Source organism: Pseudomonas sp. 14P5.3.2 (assembly GCF_057799175.1).
In genome coordinates, this window is sequence record NZ_JBYOKU010000056.1 from 1 (window position 1) to 20058 (window position 20058).

21 protein-coding genes and 1 riboswitch are annotated in these 20058 nt (G+C 59.5%); of the genes, 13 read left to right on the forward strand and 8 right to left on the reverse strand.

The window, feature by feature from the left end; translation table 11 throughout:
- Positions 1-102 precede the first annotated feature (102 nt).
- Positions 103-840 (forward strand): DUF599 domain-containing protein, encoded by a 738-nt coding sequence (locus AC27VU_RS27690; RefSeq protein WP_003223022.1) that lies wholly within the window; start codon positions 103-105, stop codon positions 838-840.
- Positions 840-1241 (forward strand): MAPEG family protein, encoded by a 402-nt coding sequence (locus tag AC27VU_RS27695; protein WP_003223023.1) that lies wholly within the window; start codon positions 840-842, stop codon positions 1239-1241. Before AC27VU_RS27690 ends, AC27VU_RS27695 begins: the two co-directional genes overlap by 1 nt.
- Positions 1242-1316: 75 nt before the next feature.
- On the opposite strand, the gene AC27VU_RS27700 is transcribed toward AC27VU_RS27695, so the two are convergent.
- Positions 1317-1553 (reverse strand): hypothetical protein, encoded by a 237-nt coding sequence (locus tag AC27VU_RS27700; RefSeq protein WP_003223025.1) that lies wholly within the window; start codon positions 1551-1553, stop codon positions 1317-1319.
- A gap of 158 nt (positions 1554-1711) precedes the next feature.
- On the opposite strand from AC27VU_RS27700, the gene AC27VU_RS27705 reads away from it, so the two are divergent.
- From AC27VU_RS27705 to AC27VU_RS27720, 4 genes are all read left to right on the forward strand, one after another.
- The gene (locus tag AC27VU_RS27705; RefSeq protein WP_488725324.1) at positions 1712-2188 is read left to right on the forward strand and encodes a PaaI family thioesterase; all 477 of its coding nucleotides are present in this window, start codon (positions 1712-1714) and stop codon (positions 2186-2188) included.
- The gene (locus tag AC27VU_RS27710; protein ID WP_003223029.1) at positions 2185-2637 is read left to right on the forward strand and encodes a PaaI family thioesterase; all 453 of its coding nucleotides are present in this window, start codon (positions 2185-2187) and stop codon (positions 2635-2637) included. The genes AC27VU_RS27705 and AC27VU_RS27710 overlap by 4 nt, the downstream gene beginning before the upstream one ends.
- Positions 2638-2718: 81 nt before the next feature.
- Complete coding sequence (gene htpG, locus AC27VU_RS27715; protein WP_488725325.1) at positions 2719-4623, forward strand: molecular chaperone HtpG; 1905 nt, start codon at positions 2719-2721, stop codon at positions 4621-4623.
- A gap of 67 nt (positions 4624-4690) precedes the next feature.
- On the forward strand, positions 4691-5419 hold the full coding sequence (locus AC27VU_RS27720) for a dienelactone hydrolase family protein (protein ID WP_488725326.1): 729 nt from the start codon (positions 4691-4693) through the stop codon (positions 5417-5419).
- Positions 5420-5561: 142 nt separating this feature from the next.
- Here AC27VU_RS27720 and AC27VU_RS27725 read toward each other — a convergent pair whose 3' ends face one another.
- Both AC27VU_RS27725 and AC27VU_RS27730 read right to left on the reverse strand, forming a co-directional pair.
- A complete protein-coding gene (locus tag AC27VU_RS27725; protein WP_201138362.1) occupies positions 5562-6425 on the reverse strand; it encodes a pirin family protein in 864 nt (287 codons plus the stop codon).
- Positions 6426-6486: 61 nt separating this feature from the next.
- Entirely contained in the window at positions 6487-6903 is a 417-nt protein-coding gene (locus AC27VU_RS27730) for an OsmC family protein (protein ID WP_488725327.1), read from the reverse strand.
- 129 nt (positions 6904-7032) lie between these two features.
- Between AC27VU_RS27730 and AC27VU_RS27735 the strand changes: the two genes are divergently transcribed.
- Positions 7033-8088 (forward strand): amidohydrolase family protein, encoded by a 1056-nt coding sequence (locus tag AC27VU_RS27735; protein ID WP_103485435.1) that lies wholly within the window; start codon positions 7033-7035, stop codon positions 8086-8088.
- A gap of 130 nt (positions 8089-8218) precedes the next feature.
- Complete coding sequence (locus AC27VU_RS27740; protein ID WP_201138360.1) at positions 8219-9844, forward strand: methyl-accepting chemotaxis protein; 1626 nt, start codon at positions 8219-8221, stop codon at positions 9842-9844.
- Between the two features lie 194 nt (positions 9845-10038).
- Here the strand turns inward: AC27VU_RS27740 and AC27VU_RS27745 are convergent, their stop codons facing one another.
- From AC27VU_RS27745 to purM, 3 genes are read right to left on the reverse strand one after another with little or no spacing between them, the layout of a single operon-like run.
- Complete coding sequence (locus AC27VU_RS27745; RefSeq protein WP_103521559.1) at positions 10039-10752, reverse strand: DUF3108 domain-containing protein; 714 nt, start codon at positions 10750-10752, stop codon at positions 10039-10041.
- Positions 10753-10760: 8 nt separating this feature from the next.
- Positions 10761-11408: a phosphoribosylglycinamide formyltransferase gene (purN, locus tag AC27VU_RS27750; protein ID WP_003223038.1), complete on the reverse strand. Its 648-nt coding sequence runs from the start codon at positions 11406-11408 to the stop codon at positions 10761-10763.
- Positions 11408-12466: a phosphoribosylformylglycinamidine cyclo-ligase gene (purM, locus tag AC27VU_RS27755; protein ID WP_202371112.1), complete on the reverse strand. Its 1059-nt coding sequence runs from the start codon at positions 12464-12466 to the stop codon at positions 11408-11410. Before purM ends, purN begins: the two co-directional genes overlap by 1 nt.
- Before the next feature lie 374 nt (positions 12467-12840).
- Between purM and AC27VU_RS27760 the strand changes: the two genes are divergently transcribed.
- The 5 genes from AC27VU_RS27760 to AC27VU_RS27780 all read left to right on the forward strand — a co-directional run bounded on the left by AC27VU_RS27760 (position 12841) and on the right by AC27VU_RS27780 (position 17527).
- A complete protein-coding gene (locus tag AC27VU_RS27760; RefSeq protein ID WP_488725328.1) occupies positions 12841-13899 on the forward strand; it encodes a DUF2066 domain-containing protein in 1059 nt (352 codons plus the stop codon).
- Between the two features lie 31 nt (positions 13900-13930).
- Complete coding sequence (locus AC27VU_RS27765; RefSeq protein ID WP_003223041.1) at positions 13931-15004, forward strand: AI-2E family transporter; 1074 nt, start codon at positions 13931-13933, stop codon at positions 15002-15004.
- A gap of 219 nt (positions 15005-15223) precedes the next feature.
- Positions 15224-15928, forward strand: coding sequence for a DnaA regulatory inactivator Hda (hda, locus tag AC27VU_RS27770; RefSeq protein ID WP_003223042.1), 705 nt, complete (start codon positions 15224-15226; stop codon positions 15926-15928).
- 225 nt (positions 15929-16153) lie between these two features.
- Complete coding sequence (locus tag AC27VU_RS27775; protein WP_003223044.1) at positions 16154-16771, forward strand: C40 family peptidase; 618 nt, start codon at positions 16154-16156, stop codon at positions 16769-16771.
- A gap of 219 nt (positions 16772-16990) precedes the next feature.
- The gene (locus tag AC27VU_RS27780; RefSeq protein ID WP_488725329.1) at positions 16991-17527 is read left to right on the forward strand and encodes a C40 family peptidase; all 537 of its coding nucleotides are present in this window, start codon (positions 16991-16993) and stop codon (positions 17525-17527) included.
- Positions 17528-17656: 129 nt separating this feature from the next.
- Here AC27VU_RS27780 and AC27VU_RS27785 read toward each other — a convergent pair whose 3' ends face one another.
- Positions 17657-18970, reverse strand: a complete 1314-nt coding sequence (locus tag AC27VU_RS27785) for a PQQ-dependent sugar dehydrogenase (protein WP_103521556.1) — start codon at positions 18968-18970, stop codon at positions 17657-17659.
- A gap of 66 nt (positions 18971-19036) precedes the next feature.
- A complete protein-coding gene (locus AC27VU_RS27790) occupies positions 19037-19621 on the reverse strand; it encodes a hypothetical protein (protein WP_103485439.1) in 585 nt (194 codons plus the stop codon).
- Between the two features lie 164 nt (positions 19622-19785).
- Positions 19786-20015: riboswitch (cobalamin riboswitch) on the forward strand.
- The last annotated feature ends 43 nt before the right edge of the window (positions 20016-20058 follow it).

Consider the following 20058-nt stretch of genomic DNA (forward strand, 5'->3'; position numbering starts at 1 on the left):
TCGGGAAAGTGTTGTGTCAGCCGCCATCAATGTTGGATGACACACCGCTTTCGCGAGCAGGCTCGCTCCCACAGGTAGCATCCATACTCCACAGGGAATTGCATGTCGTTCATCCAAGCCAACCTGATCCACCTGCTCGCCGCGCTCTGGTTCGTCATCTGCTGGGGCGGCTACACCCGCTATGCGTCGTGGAAGGCCCGCGACACCGCGTGCCTCGCCAGCGTGTTGCACCTGTACCGCGAAGACTGGATGCGCCGCATGCTGCTGCGTGACAACCGCATCGCCGACGCCAGTGTGATCGGCAATCTGGAACGTAACGCCTCGTTCTTCGCCTCCAGCACCCTGATCATCCTCGCCGGTATTCTCACCGTGCTCGGTGCGTCCGAGCGTGCAGTGTCGTTGCTGGCGGACATCCCGATGGTGCAGCAGGCGTCGCAGGGCATGTCGGAGATCAAGTTGCTGTGCCTGGCGCTGGTGTTCGTCTATGCGTTCTTCACGTTCAGCTGGTGCATGCGTCAGTACAACTTTGCGGCGGTGCTGGTCGGTTCAGCGCCGATGATCGGTGAGCGTCAGGTCTCGGAGCAGGAGCGCAAGGCATTCGCACTGCGGGCGGCGCGGGTGATTTCGATGGCGGCCAACCAGTTCAACTTCGGCCTGCGCTCTTATTACTTCGGCATGAGCATGCTGGCCTGGTTTGTCAGCCCGTGGTTGTTCATGTTGATGAGTGCTGGAGTCGTGCTGGTGTTGTATCGCCGCGAGTTTCATTCCGACGTTCTCGACGTGATGGTCTATACCCCTACAGAGGCGCCGTTGCCCGAAACCAATAAAGAGGCCGCTTGATGAGTATTCCGTTCTGGTGTGTGTTTATCAGTGCACTGTTGATTTACATCGCGCGTATGCCGGTGGGCAAGGCCATGAAAGAGCAGGGCGGTTACAACAACCATCTGCCGCGCCAGCAACAGGCGCAACTGACTGGCTATGGCGCGCGGGCACTGGCGGCGCACCAGAACAGCATCGAAGCGTTCATCCTGTTTGCCGTCGGTGTGCTGATGGCGCACACCACGCAGACACAAGGCTGGTTGATCGATGCCTTGGCGATCATCTTCGTGATCGCACGGATTCTCTACTTGTGGTTGTACCTCGCTGATAAACCCTCCCTGCGCAGCCTGGTCTGGCTGGTCGGCCTGATATGTTCTTTGTTGCTGATGATTAGTCCGACTTTTAGAACCGTCTTGCTCTAAGCGGCACTAGCGAAAAATTACAGGCAAAAGAAAACCCGCACTTGGCGGGTTTTCTTTTTCTGCATCAAGTCGCAATTATTGCTTCTTGGCAGCTTCTTCCTGAGCAGCCTGATTCGATTCAGCCTGATCTTTGGCGGCTTCAGCGTTTTCTTTCGCTGCGTCGTTCACTTTATCCTGAGCTTCGTTCATTTTCTGCTGAGCTTGTTCAGCATGTTGGTTGGCATCTTGAGCTTTGTCCTCGGATTTTTTATCGCAGGCAGCGAGACCGAGGGAAGCGGTCAACATCAAGGCAATAGCTAAAGTCTTACGCATGGGGTGTTTCTCCTTATGGAAAATAACTACTGGCCTTAAGAACGTTGCCCCCAACGTTAAGTTCCTCATTTCTTTCAGATATATAAGTTTGTTTTTCAGTGGAACTTTTGCGTTATTTCCTACTACTGGCACAAGGCTCTGACGAGAGTAATTATCAAATGGCTGAAAACCCCGTTTTTGAGCGCGCAACGCGATTTCTCTCGGCCCTGCGTCATTGTCAGGTGCTCGGTTTGATGGTGCACAGCGCCAGCAGCGAAGGGCTGACGGTAAAGCTGCCGTACAGCGCGCAAATCGTCGGCAATCCGCAGACCGGGGTCATCCACGGCGGCGCCATTACCTCGCTGATGGACACGGCGTGCGGCATGTCCACGTTGTGCGTGCTGCCGGAATTCGAAGTCTGCCCGACCCTGGACCTGCGCATCGACTACATGCACGCCGCCGAACCGAACAAGGATGTCTACGGCTTTGCCCAGTGTTATCGGGTCACCACCGACGTAATCTTCGCCCGCGGCTTTGCCTATCAGGACGACCCGCAGCAACCCATCGCTCACGTCGTCGGTACCTTCATGCGCATGGGCAAGGGTCTGAAGGGCACACAGGGATTTGGCGGCAAGATCAAAGGAGAAAGCCGATGAGCGATGACTGGAAGCAACAACTGCAGCAGGCTCACGCTCAGGGTGACTACGCGCCGCTGCTGCAGATCATTCCTTACGCCGGATTGATTGGCGTCGAATGCTCTCGGGTCGGTGATGAGTTGCTGTTCAAGCTGCCGGCGAACAAGGACAACATTGGTAACCCGTTATTGCCGGCGATCCATGGCGGGGTGATTGCCGGGTTCATGGAGCTGGCAGCCGCGTTGCATTTGCTGATCTTCACCGGTTCGCCCGGGGTGCCGAAGATCATCGACTTTTCCCTGGATTACCTGCGTGCCGGGCAGTTTCGCGACACTTGGGCCAAATGTCAGGTCTGCCGCCAGGGCCGGCGCGTGGCCAACGTCGCCATCACCGCCTGGCAAAGTACCGAGAGCGAACCGATTGCCACCGCTCGTGCACACTTCAAAATTGATGAGCCCTTGAAATCCTGAACGCTGCCCCCAACTCAGTGAACAACCCGCCGCCGACCATCTGGGTCGCGGCCAATGCCATCTGATTGGAGTTTGATGACCATGAGTGTGGAAACTCAAAAGGAAACCCTGGGCTTCCAGACCGAGGTAAAGCAGCTGCTGCACCTCATGATCCATTCGCTGTATTCCAACAAGGAAATCTTCCTTCGCGAATTGATCTCGAACGCCTCTGACGCTGTCGACAAGCTACGCTTCGAAGCCCTGGCCAAGCCTGAGTTGCTCGAAGGTGGCGCTGAACTGAAAATCCGTGTGAGCTTCGACAAGGACGCCAAGACCGTCACGCTCGAAGACAACGGTATCGGCATGAACCGTGACGATGTGATCACCCATCTGGGGACCATCGCCAAGTCGGGCACCGCCGATTTCATGAAGAATCTCTCGGGCGACCAGAAGAAAGACTCGCACCTGATCGGCCAGTTCGGTGTGGGCTTCTACTCGGCTTTCATCGTCGCTGACAAAGTTGACGTGTACAGCCGTCGTGCCGGCACTCCTGCCAGCGAAGGCGTGCACTGGTCGTCGAAAGGCGAGGGCGAGTTCGAAGTCGCCACCATCGACAAGCCAGAGCGCGGCACCCGCATCGTCCTGCACCTGAAAGCCGCTGAAGACGAGTTCGCCGATGGCTGGCGCCTGCGCAACATCATCAAGAAATACTCCGACCACATCGCGCTGCCGATCGAGCTGCCGAAAGAAGTCACTGCCACCGAAGGTGAAGAGAAGCCAGCCGTTGAATGGGAAACCGTCAACCGCGCCAGCGCCCTGTGGACCCGTCCGCGCACTGAAGTGAAGGACGAGGAATACCAGGAGTTCTACAAGCACATCGCTCACGACTTCGAAAACCCGCTGGCCTGGAGCCACAACAAGGTCGAAGGCAAGCTTGAGTACAGCTCGCTGCTGTACGTGCCGGCCCGCGCGCCGTTCGATCTGTACCAGCGTGAAGCGCCGAAAGGCCTGAAGCTCTACGTGCAGCGCGTGTTCGTGATGGATCAGGCCGAGTCGTTCCTGCCGCTGTACCTGCGCTTCATCAAAGGTGTGGTCGATTCCAACGACTTGTCGCTGAACGTGTCGCGGGAAATCCTGCAGAAAGACCCGATCATCGACTCGATGAAGTCGGCGCTGACCAAGCGCGTGCTGGACATGCTGGAAAAACTGGCGAAGAACGAGCCTGAGCAATACAAGGGCTTCTGGAAAAACTTCGGTCAGGTCATGAAAGAAGGCCCGGCAGAAGATTTCGCCAACAAGGAAAAAATTGCCGGTCTGCTGCGTTTCGCATCGACCCAAGGCGACGACGGCGAGCAGATCGTCGGTCTGGCCGACTACCTGGCGCGAGCCAAGGAAGGTCAGGACAAGATCTACTACCTCACCGGCGAAACCTACGCGCAGGTCAAGAACAGCCCGCACCTGGAAGTCTTCCGCAAGAAAGGCATCGAAGTGCTGCTGCTGACCGACCGTATCGACGAGTGGCTGATGAGCTACCTCAGCGAGTTCGACGGCAAGACCTTTGTCGACGTGGCACGCGGTGATCTCGATCTGGGCAACCTGGACTCGGAAGAGGACAAGAAGGCCGCAGAAGAAGTCGCCAAGTCGAAGGAAGGTCTGGTCGAGCGCCTGAAAACCGCGCTGGGCGATTCCGTTGCCGAGGTTCGCGTCTCTCACCGTCTGACCGATTCGCCAGCCATTCTGGCGATCGGCGAACAGGACCTGGGCCTGCAAATGCGCCAGATCCTCGAAGCCAGTGGGCAGAAAGTGCCGGAGTCGAAGCCGATTTTCGAATTCAACCCAAGTCACCCGTTGATCGAGAAACTCGACGGCGAGCAGAACGAAGAGCGTTTTGGCGACCTGTCGCACATCCTCTTCGATCAGGCAGCCCTGGCTGCCGGCGACAGCTTGAAAGACCCGGCCGCTTATGTGCGCCGTCTGAACAAGCTGCTGGTTGAACTGTCGGTTTAATCACGTTGCAGAAAAACCCGCTTCGGCGGGTTTTTTCATTCTGGTGTTTAACATTCAGGAGTCAGAAATGAGCCAAGTCACTGTACGTTCCGTGGTCTATCAGCTGGATGGCCAGCCTTATGAAGGTCGTCTGGCGTTCGACGCCGAGCACAAGGGCGCGCGCCCGGGCCTGTTGATGGCGCCGAACTGGATGGGCGTCAGCGCCGGTGCCGAGGAGATCGCCAAGTCGGTCGCGGCCAAGGGCTACGTGGTGTTGATTGCTGACGTGTACGGCCAGTCCGTGCGTCCGCAGAACGGTGATCAGGCCGGTGCGGCGATGATGCCGCTGAAAAATGATCGCGCTCTGCTGCGCAAGCGCATGCAAGCGGCGTTCGAGCAATTGCAGACGCAGGGTGAAGCGGCGGTCGATACCTCGAAACTGGCGGTGTTCGGGTTCTGCTTCGGTGGTTGCTGTGCGCTGGATCTGGCGCGCACCGGTGCGCCAGTGAAGGCCGCCGTATCATTCCACGGCACCCTCGACTCGCCGAACCCGGCCGATGCGCAGAACATTAAGGGCTCGGTGCTGGTGTTGCACGGTGCCTCCGACCCGTTGGTGCCGAAAGAGCAGCTGCCGGCGTTTGAAGATGAGATGAACGCGGCGAAGGTCGATTGGCAGTTGCTCAGCTACGGCGGTGCGGTGCACTCGTTCACCGATCCGCATGCCAATGTGCCAGGCAAGATGATGTACGACGCGAAGACCGCCAAGCGTGCGTTCAAGTCGATGCATGACTTGCTGGAAGAAGTGTTCAAGGGCTGATTTTTCGGCGCTTTTACTGGCCTCTTCGCGAGCAAGCCCGCTCCCACATTGGGATTGTGGTGTGTATAAGTTCTGAGTACACCACAAGTCCCCTGTGGGAGCGGGCTTGCTCGCGAAGGCTTACTAACCAGCGACACAACACTCAGGGCAGTTCGATTCGCTCAACTTCCCCCGGCACCGTCGGCCAATCCCCAGCCGCCCATTTGCGCCGCGCCTCATCAATCGTCGCCGGATCGCTCGCAACAAAATTCCAGTTGATCCGTCGTGGTCCGTCCAGCGGTGCGCCGCCGAACACCACCGCGTGCACATCGCTCTCGGCAGACAGGCTCAGCTCTTCCCCGGCGGGCAATACCACCAGTGCATGTGGCTCAATCACCTCGCCATTCAACTGTGCCTCCCCACTCAACACATAAATCGCGCGTTCCGCATGCTCGGTCGGAATCAGCAATGTGGTCGCGGTCTGCATCTTCACTTCCGCGTACAGCGTAGGAGAAAGCACCGGCACCGGCGATTCCAGGCAAAAGCCTGACCCGGCGATCATCCGAATCTGCACGCCAAGGTTATCGCTGACCGGCAGGGTTGCCGCCGGGTGATGGCTGTAATGTCCTGGGCCTTGCTCGTGATCCTTGGGCGAGGCCAACCAGATCTGCAGGCCGTGCATCGTGAAGCTTTGCTCCCACAACGGCTCGGGCGTGCGCTCGACATGGGCAATCGCACTGCCGGCGGTCATCCAGCTGACATCGCCAGCGCTGACCACCTGATCGGAGCCAAGGCTGTCCTTGTGCTGTATCTGTCCTTCGAACAGGTAGGTCAGGGTCGACAGACCAATGTGCGGATGCTGTCGGATGTTCATGCCTTTGCCCGTCGGATAAACCGTCTCGAGCATGTGGTCGAAAAACACGAAAGGCCCGACGCTGCGACATTTGGCTGACGGCAGCGGGCGCAGGATCGGCTGGCCTTCGACGTCTTCGGCGCGCGGGCGGATGATCAGTGGTTGCGTATCCATGGTGCATTCCAGGCTGAGCGGGTGATGCCAGAAGCATAACCCGCCGCTGGCATGAGGGAGATTACTGGCTGTCGAAGCCCTGTGGGGCGTGGGTTTCGATGCTGACGTCGGTGGTAGTCATCAGTTTGTGGATCGGGCAGCGATCGGCGACGCGCAGCAGTTCTTCACGCTGGACATCGGTGAGGACGCCTTTAAGGGTGAGCGTCACGTGCAAAACGTATTTGCCTTTCTGCTCTTCGCTGTTGTCGCGTTTGACCTCGACACCCACGCCGGTCAGCGGGATGTCTTTCTTCTTTGCGTACATCTTCAGGGTCAGGGCCTTGCAGGCGCCGAGTGCGGCGTCGAAGTAGTCGTGTGGCTCGGGTGCCGAGCCTTCGCCGCCGGCAGACTTCGGTACGTCGGCAAACAATTCGTGCTCATCGATCTGTACGGTGTGACGAAAACCTTCGGCGGAGACGGTATTGACGGTAACAGTCATGGCAACCTCACTGGCAGTAGGAAAAAGTCGTTCGATCAAAAAAGACCTTGCAGTTATAGAGCATTCCTACGGAGGCGCGTTCCACTTTCCTGCAGGATGAACCCTTGTCATCGGCTCAGGGTCTAGGCTATGCCTACCTGTCGGAGATTACTTGTGTCCTTGTTTCGTTTGAGTCTTGCCTGCCTGCTGGCCTTTGCCGGCCCCGCCAGCGCCCGCGATTACACCTACAGCGATGCGCACCTGCACTACGTGGATTTCTTCCAGGAAACCGCCGGCATGGCGAAATTGCTCACGGCCATGCAGGACAATTCCATCGACCATGTGATGATTTCCGGTATTCCCGTGGCGAAGAAGTGGCACGAGGACGAACCCAAGCGTCCGCGCTATTACGCCGGCGATGATGCCGATGCCTACTGGTACAGCGCTACCGATGTGATCGTTGCCGATGCGGTGCAAAAGCTGACTCCGGAGCAGCGTCAGCACTTTCATCCGTTCCTGTCGGGCTTCAACCCCAACGACAAGAACTCCGCCGCGCACATCCAGCGCATGCTCGACCTGTATCCGGGGCTGTGGCAGGGCATTGGCGAGGTGTTCACCCGCCATGATGACCTGACGGCGCTGACCGCCGGCGACACACCTCGGGCCAATAACGAAGCGATGAAGCGGATTTATCACCTGGCAGCGGAAAATGATCTGCCAGTGATGCTGCATTCCAATATCACCTCCAAGCGTGAGAGAAATCCGCTGTACCTGAAGGAAATCGAGGAGCCGCTGCGTAATCACCCGCACACGCGTTTCATCTGGGCTCACGCCGGTACCAGCGCCGAGATCCATCGGCACCAGACGCAGCTGAAATTCCTCCTGCCCACCGTGAGCCGGATGCTTGAGGCCTACCCGAACCTGTTCATTGATCTGTCGTGGAGCATGCTCAGCCCTTATTTGCTGGACGAGCAGGGCAGGCCGCGAGCGGAATGGCTGGCATTGGTGGAAAAATACCCTGAGCGCTTCATGGTCGGTTCGGATGTTGTCGGCCGATTCAACAAGCTCGGTCAGGAAATGCACAGTTTCACCCCGTTTCTTGATGCCTTGCCCGAGGATGTCGCCCGTAAAGTGGCCCGGGACAACTTCCTGGCAATATTGCCGCGAACAGCGGCAAAGTCCGGGAAAAGCGCGCTGAATCGTTAATGCCAAGCGTTAGAAGTATCAAGGCCTTTTGATATCAGCTTTTCGTCTTACGCAATTCTTCGCCGGGCCGATACCTTCTAAGGCAACCAGCTGCAGGGTTGATGCAGCGCTTTTGGAAGGAACCAAAGTAATGAGCATCCGTAGTCTCAATATCGCGCCGCGTGCCGGCCTGGGTTTTGGTGTACTGGCGCTGATGGTATTTGCCTTGGGGGCGTTCGCCCTGCTGCAAATGTCGAACATGCGCGCCCAGTCTGATGAGGTCGACAACAACTGGCTGCCGAGCGTGATGGCGGTCGGCGAGATGAGTCAGGACATGCTGCGCCTGCGCGCCCTGACCATGCGCCTGCTGCTCAATCGCGATCCGCAGGCGCTGGAGCAGAACGTTAGCAAGCTCAATGAGCTGCGCGGCGTTTTGAGCGAAGCGCAGCAGCGCTATGACGTGCTGATCGTATTGCCCGAGGAGCGAACGCTGTTCGATCGCTTCAAGGTCGCCGAGCACAAATATCTGGAGCTGCAGGCGCAGGTCATGCAGTTGTCTGCACAGAATCGTGTCGAGGAGGCCGCAACGATCCTCAACGGTCAGATGAGCCCTTTGGCTGACGACATGGCGGTGACCCTGAAGGAGCTGGTCGAGCTGAACAAGCACAACGCCAACCTCGCTACCGAAGCCGCACGGCTGGTGTTTATCAATTCGCGAGTGTGGGTCGGGGTGATGATCGGTATTACGGCGCTGATCACCATCGGTCTGGCGTTGCTGTTGACCCGCAGCATCGTCCTGCCTCTGGCGCAGTCGCTGGGCGTGGCCGAAGTGGTGGCCGGCGGCGATCTGACCGGCGATATCAGTATTTCCGGGAAGGACGAGCCGGCGCGACTGCTGCAGGCGCTGAAAAGCATGCAGCACAACCTGCGCGACACCATCCGGCAGATTTCCGAGTCGTCCAGCCAACTGGCTTCGGCGTCGGAAGAGCTGAGCTGCGTCACCGAGGACGCTACGCGCGGGCTGCATCAGCAAAGCCTGGAGATCGAGCAGGCCGCCACGGCGGTCAATCAGATGACTGCCGCCGTGGAAGAAGTGGCGAGCAACGCCGTGGCGACTTCCGAAGCGTCACGCGAGTCTGACCGCATTGCCCAGCATGGGCGCGAGCAGGTCCGGCAGACCGTCACTTCAATCGAATCGCTGGCCGAGGATGTCACGTCCAACGCAACGCAGGTCGAGGATCTGGCGCAGAAGGTTCACGGCATCAGCAAGGTGCTCGATGTGATCCGCTCGATTGCCGAACAGACCAATCTGCTGGCGTTGAACGCGGCGATCGAGGCGGCACGGGCCGGTGATGCTGGTCGCGGGTTCGCAGTGGTCGCTGATGAAGTGCGGGCGCTGGCGCATCGCACTCAGCAATCGACTCAGGAAATCGAGCAAATGATCGGTGGCATTCAGCAGGGCACCGATTCGGCGGTGAGCTCCATGCAGCAGAGCAACATCCGTGCGCATTCGACCCTTGAGCTGGCCAAGGCTGCGGGTGTGGCGTTGGAGGAGATCGCTTCAGCGTTCACCTTGATCAACGAACGCAACCTGGTGATCGCCAGTGCCTCGGAGGAGCAGGCGGCGGTGGCGCGGGAGGTGGATCGCAATCTGATGAACATCCGCGATCTGGCGATGCAGACGTCGGCGGGGGCGAATCAAACCAGTGCGGCGAGCCAGGAACTGTCGCGGCTGGCGGTGGATTTGAACAATATGGTGGCCAAGTTTTCGGTCTGAGCTGACCCTTGATGATTGCACTCACCCCCTGTGGGAGCGGGCTTGCTCGCGAAGGCGTTGTATCAGATACATCTTCGTCAGCTGGCAGACCGCTTTCGCGAGCAAGCCTGCTCCCACAGTAGTTGTGTGTCGCTCGGGGAATCGCAGGCACAAAAAAGCCCCGCATTGGCGGGGCTTTTCGTTGTAGCGGCGGATCAGCTGCCTTTGACTGGCTTGCCGTTGACCGTACCGTCCTGGAGCATGATGTTGTACTCCTTGCCGTCGGTTTCGACCTGTTGCAGGCGGACCAGCAGGTAATCCCAGTCCTTGGCGAACCACAGGACAGTGATGCGCTTGCTTTGTGTCGGGTCGCGCACGCGCTCGACTTTGATCGCATCGATCTGGCCGGCCTTGGTGTCGACTTTCTCGGCACCCAGTACACGGAAGTCATAGGTATCGACATCGCTGCCATCGACCACTTGATAGCTCATGGTCTTTTTGCCGGCGGCCAGGTCGTGCTGCAGTGCCAACTGGTAGGTGGATTTGTCGACCATGCCACGGTTCAGTGCAACCTTGATAGGATCGCCGCGATCGGTGCCGGTGACCATCTTGGCATTCCAGTCGAAGTCCAGATCCATTTTCTTGGTTTTGCCCAGACCACCACGTTCGAAGTGGTAGGACTGTGGCAGCAGGGTGTCCTTGTCCAGAGTCAGGGTGCTTTCTTCGGTCAGGCTGGCGATCATCATCGACGCCTTGAAGCTGAGTTTCCAGACGCCGTTGGCTTCCTTGGTCAGGCTGCGTTCGGCGGTGCCGCTCATGGGCAACTGTTTCCAGTCGGCGGTGTAGCTGGCGGAGAACGGTTGAAGGTCTGCCGCCTGCGCGAAGGGCAGGGCGAACAGAGCGCAAGCGAAGAGCAGGGCGCGACGCATAAAATCTCCTAGTGTCGAATCAAGTGGCCGCTGGCCGCGAGTAACTGGCCATCCAGTAAAGCACCTTGTTCACCAAGTGCCAGCCGGCCTTCGGCAAACCAGCGCACGGCCATCGGGTAGATCAGGTGTTCCTGGACATGCACTCGCTGCGCAAGTGTCTGCGGCGTGTCGTGCAACTCTACCGGTATTACTGCCTGTACGACCAGTGGTCCACCATCGAGTTCCTCGGTGACGAAGTGCACGGAGCAGCCGTGCTCGGCATCGCCGGCCTCCAGCGCGCGCTGATGAGTGTGTAACCCTTTGTATTTGGGCAGCAGCGACGGGTGGATATTGAGCAGGCGACCCTGGTAGTGACGCACGAAATCAGCGCTGAGAATGCGCATGAAGCCGGCCAGTACCACGAGTTTCGGTTTGAATTCGTCGATCAGTTCGATCAGGGCAGCATCGAAGGCCTCGCGACCTTCGAAAGCCTTGTGATCCAGCGAGCGGGTGGCGATACCCGCGTCACTGGCGCGTTGCAGGCCGTAGGCGTCGGCGCGGTTGGAAATCACCGCAGCGATGCGAACCGGGCTGTCGCCGGTCCGCGTGCTGTCGATCAGAGCCTGCAAGTTACTGCCGGTGCCGGACAACAGCACCACGACATCACAGGTAGGCATTAGTGAGCCTTGAGGTTTTTCAGCTCGACCTGTGCAGCGCCTTCGGCAGCGGCAGCGATCTGGCCGATGACCCAAGGCTGTTCGCCTGCGTCACGCAGGGTGTTCAGGGCCACTTCAACGTGCTCCTGAGCCACGCAGATCACCATGCCCACGCCGCAGTTCAGCACGCGGTGCATTTCGGTCTCGTCGACATTGCCTTTCTCTTGCAGCCAGTCGAAGACCGCCGGGCGAGTCCAGCTGGCCACGTCAACCACGGCCTGAGCGCCTTTTGGCAGAACGCGCGGGATGTTGTCCAGCAGGCCGCCACCGGTGATGTGAGCCATGGCTTTGACTGCGCCGGTATCTTTGATCAGCTTGAGCAGCGGCTTCACGTAGATGCGGGTCGGGGCCATCAGCAGTTCGGTCAGTGGCTTGCCGTCGAGCTGAACGGTTTCAATGTCGGCACCCGACACTTCGATGATCTTGCGGATCAGCGAGTAGCCGTTGGAGTGCGGGCCGGACGATGGCAGGGCGATCAGCGCATCACCGGTGGCGACTTTCGAGCCGTCGATGATTTCGGCTTTTTCCACGACGCCGACGCAGAAGCCGGCCAGATCGTAGTCTTCGCCTTCGTACATGCCAGGCATTTCAGCGGTTTCGCCGCCGACCAGGGAGCAGCCAGCCAGTTCGCAGCCTGCACCGATACCGGTGACCACGGTGGCAGCTACGTCGACGTTCAGCTTGCCGGTGGCGTAGTAGTCGAGGAAGAACAGCGGTTCTGCGCCGCACACCACCAGATCGTTGACGCACATGGCGACCAGGTCCTGGCCGATGCTGTCGTGCTTGTTCAGGTTCAGCGCCAGGCGCAGCTTGGTGCCGACGCCATCAGTACCGGAAACCAGCACCGGCTGTTTGTAACCGGCCGGGATCTCGCAGAGGGCGCCGAAACCGCCCAGGCCGCCCATGACTTCCGGGCGCGCAGTGCGCTTGGCGACGCTCTTGATGCGTTCGACCAATGCTTCACCGGCGTCGATGTCTACACCGGCGTCCTTGTAGCTCAGGGAGGGTTGCTTGCTCATGATCCAGGCCTTTAGGGGAGGGGATTCAGGGGTAACGACCGAGTTCAGCGGGAACATCGAAATCGAGAGGGCGATGGCCTTACGCGAATTTCGGGGTGCCCGGCTGTTGCCGGTCTGCGAAGGCGCGCGATTTTATCAGGCTTGAGGGGCAGCGGCCATCCTCGCGCCGACGGGCAGGGGCATAATCGACTGAAATTTTTTGCAATTGTGCCGGGCGGCTGCCTGTATAAGGTGTGCCGATTAACCGTCTATCGTTATCACTGTGCAAAAACTTACCGCTAGCGTGTGAATGTTTTGCGATGGCAGATTGTCACAGCCTTGCTTAACCGGTTCACGCGGCCTGTTCCAGCCGCTCCTGTCGACGGGAATCTTCCATGCGTTTTTGTAAATTGTTGGTTGTGGGTTGTTTGTCGTTGGTCAGCCTGGCGAGTCATGCCGAAAACCTCAAGGGTCTCTATCAAGTGCGCCAGCCGGTCAGCAGCCAGGCGCCGGAAGAGCGTGATCGCGCCACGCAGGCGGCGCTCGATACGCTGGTGTTGCGTCTGACCGGTGACCCCAAGGCCCCGCAGAATCCGGGGCTGGCGGCGATTCGCAAGGACCCGCAGCAGATCATCAGCCAGTTCGGTTTCGATGCCGGGCCGCCGGAGGTGCTGAAAGTCGATTTCGATCCGGCCACCACCGAGCAGGCACTGCGTCGGGCCGGGCTTTCGTTGTGGGGGGCGAGTCGCCCGTCGATTCTGAGCTGGTGGCTGAACGATTCGACTGAAGGCTCGAGTCTGGTCGGCGACGGTCAGGCAGCGGCTGCACCATTGCGTTCTGCGGCTCAGCATCGTGGCTTGCCGCTGCGTTTGCCGCTGGCGGATCTGAGTGAGCAATTGGTGGCCACGGCGCCGGTGCTCGATGGCACCGATCCCGCGCCTTTGCGCGGGGCCTCGGAGCGTTATGGTGCGGATGCCTTGCTGGCGGTGCATGCGCACGAACAGGGCGGGCAGTGGCAAGCCAGCTGGCATCTATGGCTGGGCGATCAGAAAGAGGCCGGTAATGTGCAGGGCGCCGATCAGGCCGCGGTGGCCGATGCGGTGATGCTGGCGGTGGCCGAGCGTCTGGCGCCGCGATTTGTCGCCAAACCTGGCGCTTCGGGTCAACAGACGCTGGAAGTGCAGGGCATGAATCTTGAGCATTACGCCACGCTGCTGCGGTTACTCGAACCGTTCGGTGTGCGTCTGCAAAGTGTCGAGGGTGATCGCATCGTGTATCGGGTCAACGGCAGTGCCGATCAGTTGCGTTCGCAATTGTCGCTGGCGAAGTTGCAGGAGTTGCCGGCCGAGGCTGCGGCCCCGGTCGCCGCGCCGCAGCCTGCGGTGGCAGGTGCGGCGCCTGTTGCGGCTCAGGCGCCTGCACCGGTAGCGCCTTCGTTGCGGTTTCGCTGGTAAGTCTTTCCTTATATAGAAGCAGGAGTGATACATGGCCGATTCGCGGCGTTGGTTCTGGCTCGGTGGGGTAGTCCTGCTTTGCGCGTTTGTCTGGTTGCTGCATCCGATCCTCACACCGTTCCTGGTGGCGCTGCTGCTGGCGTATCTGTTCGATCCGCTGGTGGATCGCCTGGAACGTCTCGGCATGTCACGCACCTGGGGCGTGATCGCGGTGTTTGCGTTGTTCACTCTGATCGTCACGACGTTGCTCTTGGTGCTGGTGCCGATGCTCGCCAAGCAGTTGGTGCGCTTGTACGAACTGGCACCGCAGATGCTCGACTGGCTGCAGCACACTGCACTGCCGTGGGCGCAGTCGAAGCTGGGGTTGTCGGACGGCTTCTGGAAGTTCGACAAGGTCAAGGCAGCGATCAGCGAGCACATGGGCCAGACGACCGACATCGTCGGTGTGGTGTTGAGTCAGGCGACGGCCTCGAGTCTGGCGCTGATCGGCTGGCTGGCGAATCTGGTGTTGATCCCGGTGGTGAGTTTCTACTTGCTGCGCGACTGGGATGTGATGATGGCCAAGATCCGCAGCCTGCTGCCGCGTGATCGTGAAGAAACCATCGTCTCGCTGGCGGGTGAATGCCACGAGGTGCTCGGCGCGTTTGTGCGCGGGCAACTGCTGGTGATGCTGGCGCTGGGCGTGATTTATGCGGCGGGCCTGATGATCGTCGGTCTGGAGTTGGGCCTGTTGATCGGCCTGATCGCCGGCCTGGCGGCAATCGTGCCGTACATGGGCTTTGTGATCGGCATTGGCGCGGCGCTGATTGCCGGGCTGTTCCAGTTCGGTGGCGATCTGTATCCGATGATCGGGATCGTCGCGGTGTTCATGGTCGGCCAAGCCCTGGAAGGCATGGTGCTGACGCCGCTGCTGGTGGGCGACCGGATCGGCCTGCATCCGGTGGCGGTGATCTTTGCGATCCTGGCCGGTGGCGAGCTGTTCGGCTTTACCGGTGTCCTGCTGGCACTGCCGGTGGCGGCGGTGATCATGGTGCTGGTGCGTCACGTGCACGATCTGTACAAGGACTCGGATATCTACAGCGGGACAGATGAGCCCGAGTTGTAATCCGATCACGGGCGGCCCGGCATTGCGCCGGGTTGGCCTGCGTTTTGCGCAGGGTTCGCACGGCAGCGCGTCAGAGAAACTGTCATAAAACCAGCGCATTAACGCAAACCTTTGATTTTGCTTGGGGTCTGTCGCATTGTGCGCTCCGCTTCACGGGTATAAACTTCGCAAACTTTACACAGAGGCCACTAACGGTTCCTTGAGAACTGTTCAGTCAGCATGAAACCGATTCAGCTGCCCCTAGGTGTGCGTCTGCGTGACGACGCCACCTTCATCAACTACTACCCAGGCGCCAATGCCGCTGCACTCGGCTATGTCGAGCGCCTATGCGAAGCCGACGCCGGCTGGACCGAAAGCCTGATCTACCTGTGGGGCAAGCATGGGGTAGGGCGTACGCATCTGTTGCAGGCGGCTTGCCTGCGTTTCGAGCAGATGGGTGAGCCAGCGGTGTATCTGCCACTGGCCGAGCTGATGGATCGTGGTATCGAAATCCTCGACAACCTTGAGCAGTACGAACTGGTCTGCCTGGATGACTTGCAGGTGATTGCCGGCAAGGCAGACTGGGAAGAGGCGATGTTTCATCTGTTCAACCGTCTGCGTGATAGCGGTCGGCGCTTGCTGATTGCTGCTTCAACCTCGCCACGCGAGTTGCCGGTGAAACTGGCCGACCTGAAATCGCGCCTGACCCTGGCGCTGATCTTCCAGATGCGCCCGCTTTCCGATGAAGACAAATTGCGTGCCCTGCAATTGCGCGCATCGCGTCGCGGTCTGCACCTGACCGATGAAGTCGGACACTTTATTCTGACCCGCGGCACCCGCAGCATGAGTGCATTGTTCGACCTGCTCGAACAGCTGGATCAGGCCTCGTTGCAGGCGCAACGCAAGCTGACTATTCCGTTCCTGAAAGAAACCCTCGGCTGGTAGCCAGCCCTTGAAATACGGGGGCTGGAGCACGTTTCGGCATATTTCAGGCGCCAGAAAATCCGCTTTTCCGCACCGTGTGCAGACCGCGTATCGATTCAAATGGGCTTAAGCGCTTAGATGTAAACGAGAAACCGGGAAGTCACAAAAAGATCGATTGAATTTGCAAATGAGGCCGATAGCGGGCATAGTCTCGGCTTCTTTACAACTTCAGCCACGGTCGTGCCCATGCTAAATCGCTTCGCACCCCTCGTGCCTCTCGCACTCGTCACCCTGTTGTTCGGTTGCGCTGCTCATTCTCCAGTTCAAGAGCAGCCTCAACAGGTTAAAAATTCTGCCACTGCCCAGTCTTCCGTTATTTACCAGGAAGAGCTGGCCACCGAAAAAGAACTCGCCGATTTCAACGGCAAGAAGCCATACGAGCTTCCGGTTCTGGCCGACAGCATCCTCGAACGCGGCATGTCCCTGATCGGTACCCGTTACCGTTTCGGCGGTACCTCTGAAGCCGGTTTCGATTGCAGCGGTTTCATCGGTTACCTGTTCCGCGAAGAAGCCGGCATGAATCTGCCGCGCTCCACCCGCGAGATGATCAACGTGGATGCCCCACTGGTCTCGCGCAGCAACCTTGAACCGGGCGATTTGCTGTTCTTCGCCACCAATGGTCGTCGCGGTCGTGTGAGTCACGCCGGGATCTACCTGGGTGACAACCAGTTCATTCACTCCAGCAGTCGTCGCAGCGGCGGTGTTCGCATCGACAGCCTGGGTGACAGCTACTGGAGCAAGACCTTCATCGAAGCCAAGCGCGCCCTCGCGATGGCACCGACCGTGGTCACCGCTCGCAAGTAATTCCCCGTTGTCGCCACGTCCGTGGCGACAAAAACGGTGCCCGGCAAGGGAGTAGACGTAGACTTTACAAGGTGAAGTTAAAGTCTTACTTGAAGTTTGCCGCGTAGCCGCTAGAATCCTGTATCTATATTGATGGCAAACCGCCTGCGTGCTCCGCAGGCGGTTTTGTTTCTGTCCATTCGGCAGAGAAAGCCGCAGCCAGATCAGGATGTTCTGCTTATGACGATGTCGGCCCGCCTCACAGTGATCTTCTTCGCAGCGCTGCTCAGCGCCTGCGCCAGCCGCACTCCGCCGCCTGCGCCCGTCGTACGCGCCCCGGTGGCGTTCGGGCCTTCCCAAGCTTTTTCGCCTGCTGCTGAAGACGTGCTGTTTCGCGCGCTGGGCCTGGTCGGCACGCCTTATCGCTGGGGCGGCAACACACCAGACTCCGGGTTTGATTGCAGTGGCCTGATCGGTTTCGTCTACCGCGATGCCGCCGGTATCTCGTTGCCGCGCTCCACCCGCGAGATGATCGTGATGCAGGCGCCGAATGTCGGCAAAGAAGGGTTGCAGACCGGCGACCTGATCTTCTTTGCCACCAATGGCGGCTCGCAGGTCAGCCATGCGGGGATCTACGTCGGGGAAGGGCGTTTCGTGCATGCGCCCGCGACGGGCGGCACGGTGAAGCTGGACAGCCTGTCAAAGGCGTACTGGCAGAAGGCGTATCTGAGTGCCAAGCGGGTGTTGCAGCCGGAGCATCTGGCGCATAACCCGTAAACGCTGAAAATCTAAATGTGGGAGCGGGCTTGCTCGCGAATGCGGTGTGTCATTCATCCATGATGTTGAATGACCTGACGCTTTCGCGAGCAAGCCCGCTCCCACATTTGTTATGTGTCGGGCCCTGATTTATTTAGCGGACGACACCCGCCAAACCTTGTTCCCCACATCATCCGCCACCAGCAAACCACCTTGCTGGTCGATCACCACCCCCACCGGGCGGCCCAAGGCGTTCTCATCCTTGTCGAGGAACCCGGTCAGCACATCGATCGGTTGTCCGTTCGGCTTGCCGGCGGCGAACGGTACGAAAATCACTTTGTAGCCACTGTGCGGTTTGCGGTTCCACGAGCCGTGCTGGCCGATGAAGGCGCCCTCCTTGAATTGCGCCGGCAGGCTGTTGCCATCGGCGAACGTCAGGCCCAGCGAGGCGGTGTGCGGGCCGACGGCGTAGTCCGGAGCGATGGCTTTGGCCACCAGATCCGGATTCTGCGGTTTTACTCGCACATCCACGTGTTGACCGTAATAGCTGAATGGCCAGCCGTAAAAACCGCCGTCCTTGACCGAGGTGATGTAGTCCGGCACCAGGTCGCTGCCGATTTCGTCACGCTCGTTCACCGCTGTCCACAGCGCACCCGTGGTGGGTTCCCAGGCAAGACCGTTGGGGTTGCGGATGCCCGAGGCGAAAATCCGGTGGTTGCCGGTGGCGCGATCGACTTCCCAAATCGCCGCGCGACCTTCTTCTTTATCCAGACCATTCTCGCCGACGTTGCTGTTCGAGCCGACGGTGACGTACAGCTTGCTGCCGTCCTTGCTGGCGATGACGTTCTTGGTCCAGTGGTGGTTCAGCGTGCCGCCCGGCAGGTCGGTGACCTTGATCGGCTGGGTCTTGATTTCGGTCGCGCCGGGTTCGTAGTGGAAGCGCAGCAGGCGATCGGTGTCAGCGACGTACAGGTCATTGCCGACCAGGGTCATGCCAAACGGCGAGTTGAGGTTTTGCAGAAACACCGTGCGCGTTTCGGCCACGCCATCGTGGTCGGCGTCGCGCAGCAGGGTGATGCGGTTCGGGCTCGGCACGCCAGCACCGGCCTTGCCCATGACTTTCTTCATCACCCAGCCACGAATGCCGGTGCTGTCATCGGGTTTCGGTGGGGCGTTGGTTTCCGCCACCAGCACGTCGCCGTTGGGCAGGACATAGAGCCAGCGTGGATGGTCGAGGCCTTCGGCAAACGCTGCCACTTGCGTGCCGGCTGCGGCGGTCGGTTTGCCGCCGGCGGGCCAGCCGATCGCCGGGGCGATGTTCACCGTCGGGATCAGGGTTTTGTTCGGTTCGGGCAGTTTCGGTGACGGACCGGTGCCGTCGGAAACTTGCAGGCTGGAGGATTCACCACAGGCGGCGAGCCCTCCGGCGAGGGCGATGACGAGAGCGAGTTGGGTTTTGCGCATTACTGATCTTCCCTATGAATGCATGCCTAATCATAGAGGAGTGTGCGCACCCGATGGTTCAACCGCTCAACCGCGGGCCTCTTTGAACAGCACGGCGATGCCCGGGTGATAGTTGCCCGCTTCGCTGCGCAACTTGCGGTAGGCGTAGGGGAAATACCAGGCCACTGCGCAGCAGTGTTCCTTTTGCAGGTCGTCGACCATGTCCTGCAACTCTTCGGGGCTGGCGCTGTGCTGGGCTTTCTGCGGGGCGACGAACAGGCAGCCGAGCTTGAGGTCGCTGGCAAAACTGATGCGTTTGGCGTCGCTGGTGATCTCCAGCAGGGCCTGGGTCAGGTTGAGGTTGTTGACTCGCGGCCAGCGCTGGGTCGCCTGAAGATAGGCGCGGTCTTCGGCCCCGGCAATGAACAGATCGGCGCGGGCGTTGCGTTCGCCGTCCTCGTTCTGTTTGCGCGTGGCGGTATCGCAAAGGGTTACCAGCTCGGCCATCCATGCCGCCGCGGAGAGCAGTCCGAGATTGGCTTTCTCGTCATGCCAGTAAGGGGTGTCGTTGTCGCCGCGTACAGCGTTGTAGCGGTCGATACAGTCAAACCAGCGTTCAAGCATCGGGCGCAGGAATTCCAGGCGCGGGTTGCTGATGATCATGCCTTGCATCGTCATCATCCTTATTGTTGTGATGTGCTTTTTCAACCAAAAGCATGGCTCTTTGATATCACTTGTCTCAGTGTGGCACAAGATTGGCGTCAGATAATTGATCGGCGACAGTTATTCGCCCGACGGCCCCCTCTTTAATTGACGCTCCACCCCCAACCCTCTAACCTTCGCGGCTTGTTTCAGGTGCTCTGTGACCTGTGTCGACAGAGTGAAACAGGGAAGTCGGTGAGGGTTGTCTTCAGGCGAAGAACGATCACGATCCCGGCGCTGCCCCCGCAACGGTAAATGAGTGAAAACTGTGCATTGAGCCACTGTGTCGACGACGCGGGAAGGCGCGCAGTCAGGCGATTCGCCGCTCATGAGCCCGGAGACCGGCCTGATCCATCCAGCGGCATCACGGTGGGCGATGCCAGGCTTTTTGCCGTCTATTCTTGTGC

Coding starts and splice junctions, on each gene's coding strand:
- AC27VU_RS27775 (WP_003223044.1), top strand. CDS start 16,154: ATGCTAAATCGCTTCGCACCCCTCGTGCCTCTCGCACTCGTCACCCTG.
- AC27VU_RS27695 (WP_003223023.1), top strand. CDS start 840: ATGAGTATTCCGTTCTGGTGTGTGTTTATCAGTGCACTGTTGATTTAC.
- AC27VU_RS27740 (WP_201138360.1), top strand. CDS start 8,219: ATGAGCATCCGTAGTCTCAATATCGCGCCGCGTGCCGGCCTGGGTTTT.
- AC27VU_RS27700 (WP_003223025.1), bottom strand. CDS start 1,553: ATGCGTAAGACTTTAGCTATTGCCTTGATGTTGACCGCTTCCCTCGGT.
- AC27VU_RS27760 (WP_488725328.1), top strand. CDS start 12,841: ATGCGTTTTTGTAAATTGTTGGTTGTGGGTTGTTTGTCGTTGGTCAGC.
- hda (WP_003223042.1), top strand. CDS start 15,224: ATGAAACCGATTCAGCTGCCCCTAGGTGTGCGTCTGCGTGACGACGCC.
- AC27VU_RS27765 (WP_003223041.1), top strand. CDS start 13,931: ATGGCCGATTCGCGGCGTTGGTTCTGGCTCGGTGGGGTAGTCCTGCTT.
- AC27VU_RS27785 (WP_103521556.1), bottom strand. CDS start 18,970: ATGCGCAAAACCCAACTCGCTCTCGTCATCGCCCTCGCCGGAGGGCTC.
- AC27VU_RS27735 (WP_103485435.1), top strand. CDS start 7,033: ATGCCTACCTGTCGGAGATTACTTGTGTCCTTGTTTCGTTTGAGTCTT.
- AC27VU_RS27690 (WP_003223022.1), top strand. CDS start 103: ATGTCGTTCATCCAAGCCAACCTGATCCACCTGCTCGCCGCGCTCTGG.
- purM (WP_202371112.1), bottom strand. CDS start 12,466: ATGAGCAAGCAACCCTCCCTGAGCTACAAGGACGCCGGTGTAGACATC.
- AC27VU_RS27745 (WP_103521559.1), bottom strand. CDS start 10,752: ATGCGTCGCGCCCTGCTCTTCGCTTGCGCTCTGTTCGCCCTGCCCTTC.
- purN (WP_003223038.1), bottom strand. CDS start 11,408: ATGCCTACCTGTGATGTCGTGGTGCTGTTGTCCGGCACCGGCAGTAAC.
- AC27VU_RS27780 (WP_488725329.1), top strand. CDS start 16,991: ATGACGATGTCGGCCCGCCTCACAGTGATCTTCTTCGCAGCGCTGCTC.
- AC27VU_RS27705 (WP_488725324.1), top strand. CDS start 1,712: ATGGCTGAAAACCCCGTTTTTGAGCGCGCAACGCGATTTCTCTCGGCC.
- AC27VU_RS27730 (WP_488725327.1), bottom strand. CDS start 6,903: ATGACTGTTACCGTCAATACCGTCTCCGCCGAAGGTTTTCGTCACACC.
- htpG (WP_488725325.1), top strand. CDS start 2,719: ATGAGTGTGGAAACTCAAAAGGAAACCCTGGGCTTCCAGACCGAGGTA.
- AC27VU_RS27790 (WP_103485439.1), bottom strand. CDS start 19,621: ATGCAAGGCATGATCATCAGCAACCCGCGCCTGGAATTCCTGCGCCCG.
- AC27VU_RS27710 (WP_003223029.1), top strand. CDS start 2,185: ATGAGCGATGACTGGAAGCAACAACTGCAGCAGGCTCACGCTCAGGGT.
- AC27VU_RS27725 (WP_201138362.1), bottom strand. CDS start 6,425: ATGGATACGCAACCACTGATCATCCGCCCGCGCGCCGAAGACGTCGAA.
- AC27VU_RS27720 (WP_488725326.1), top strand. CDS start 4,691: ATGAGCCAAGTCACTGTACGTTCCGTGGTCTATCAGCTGGATGGCCAG.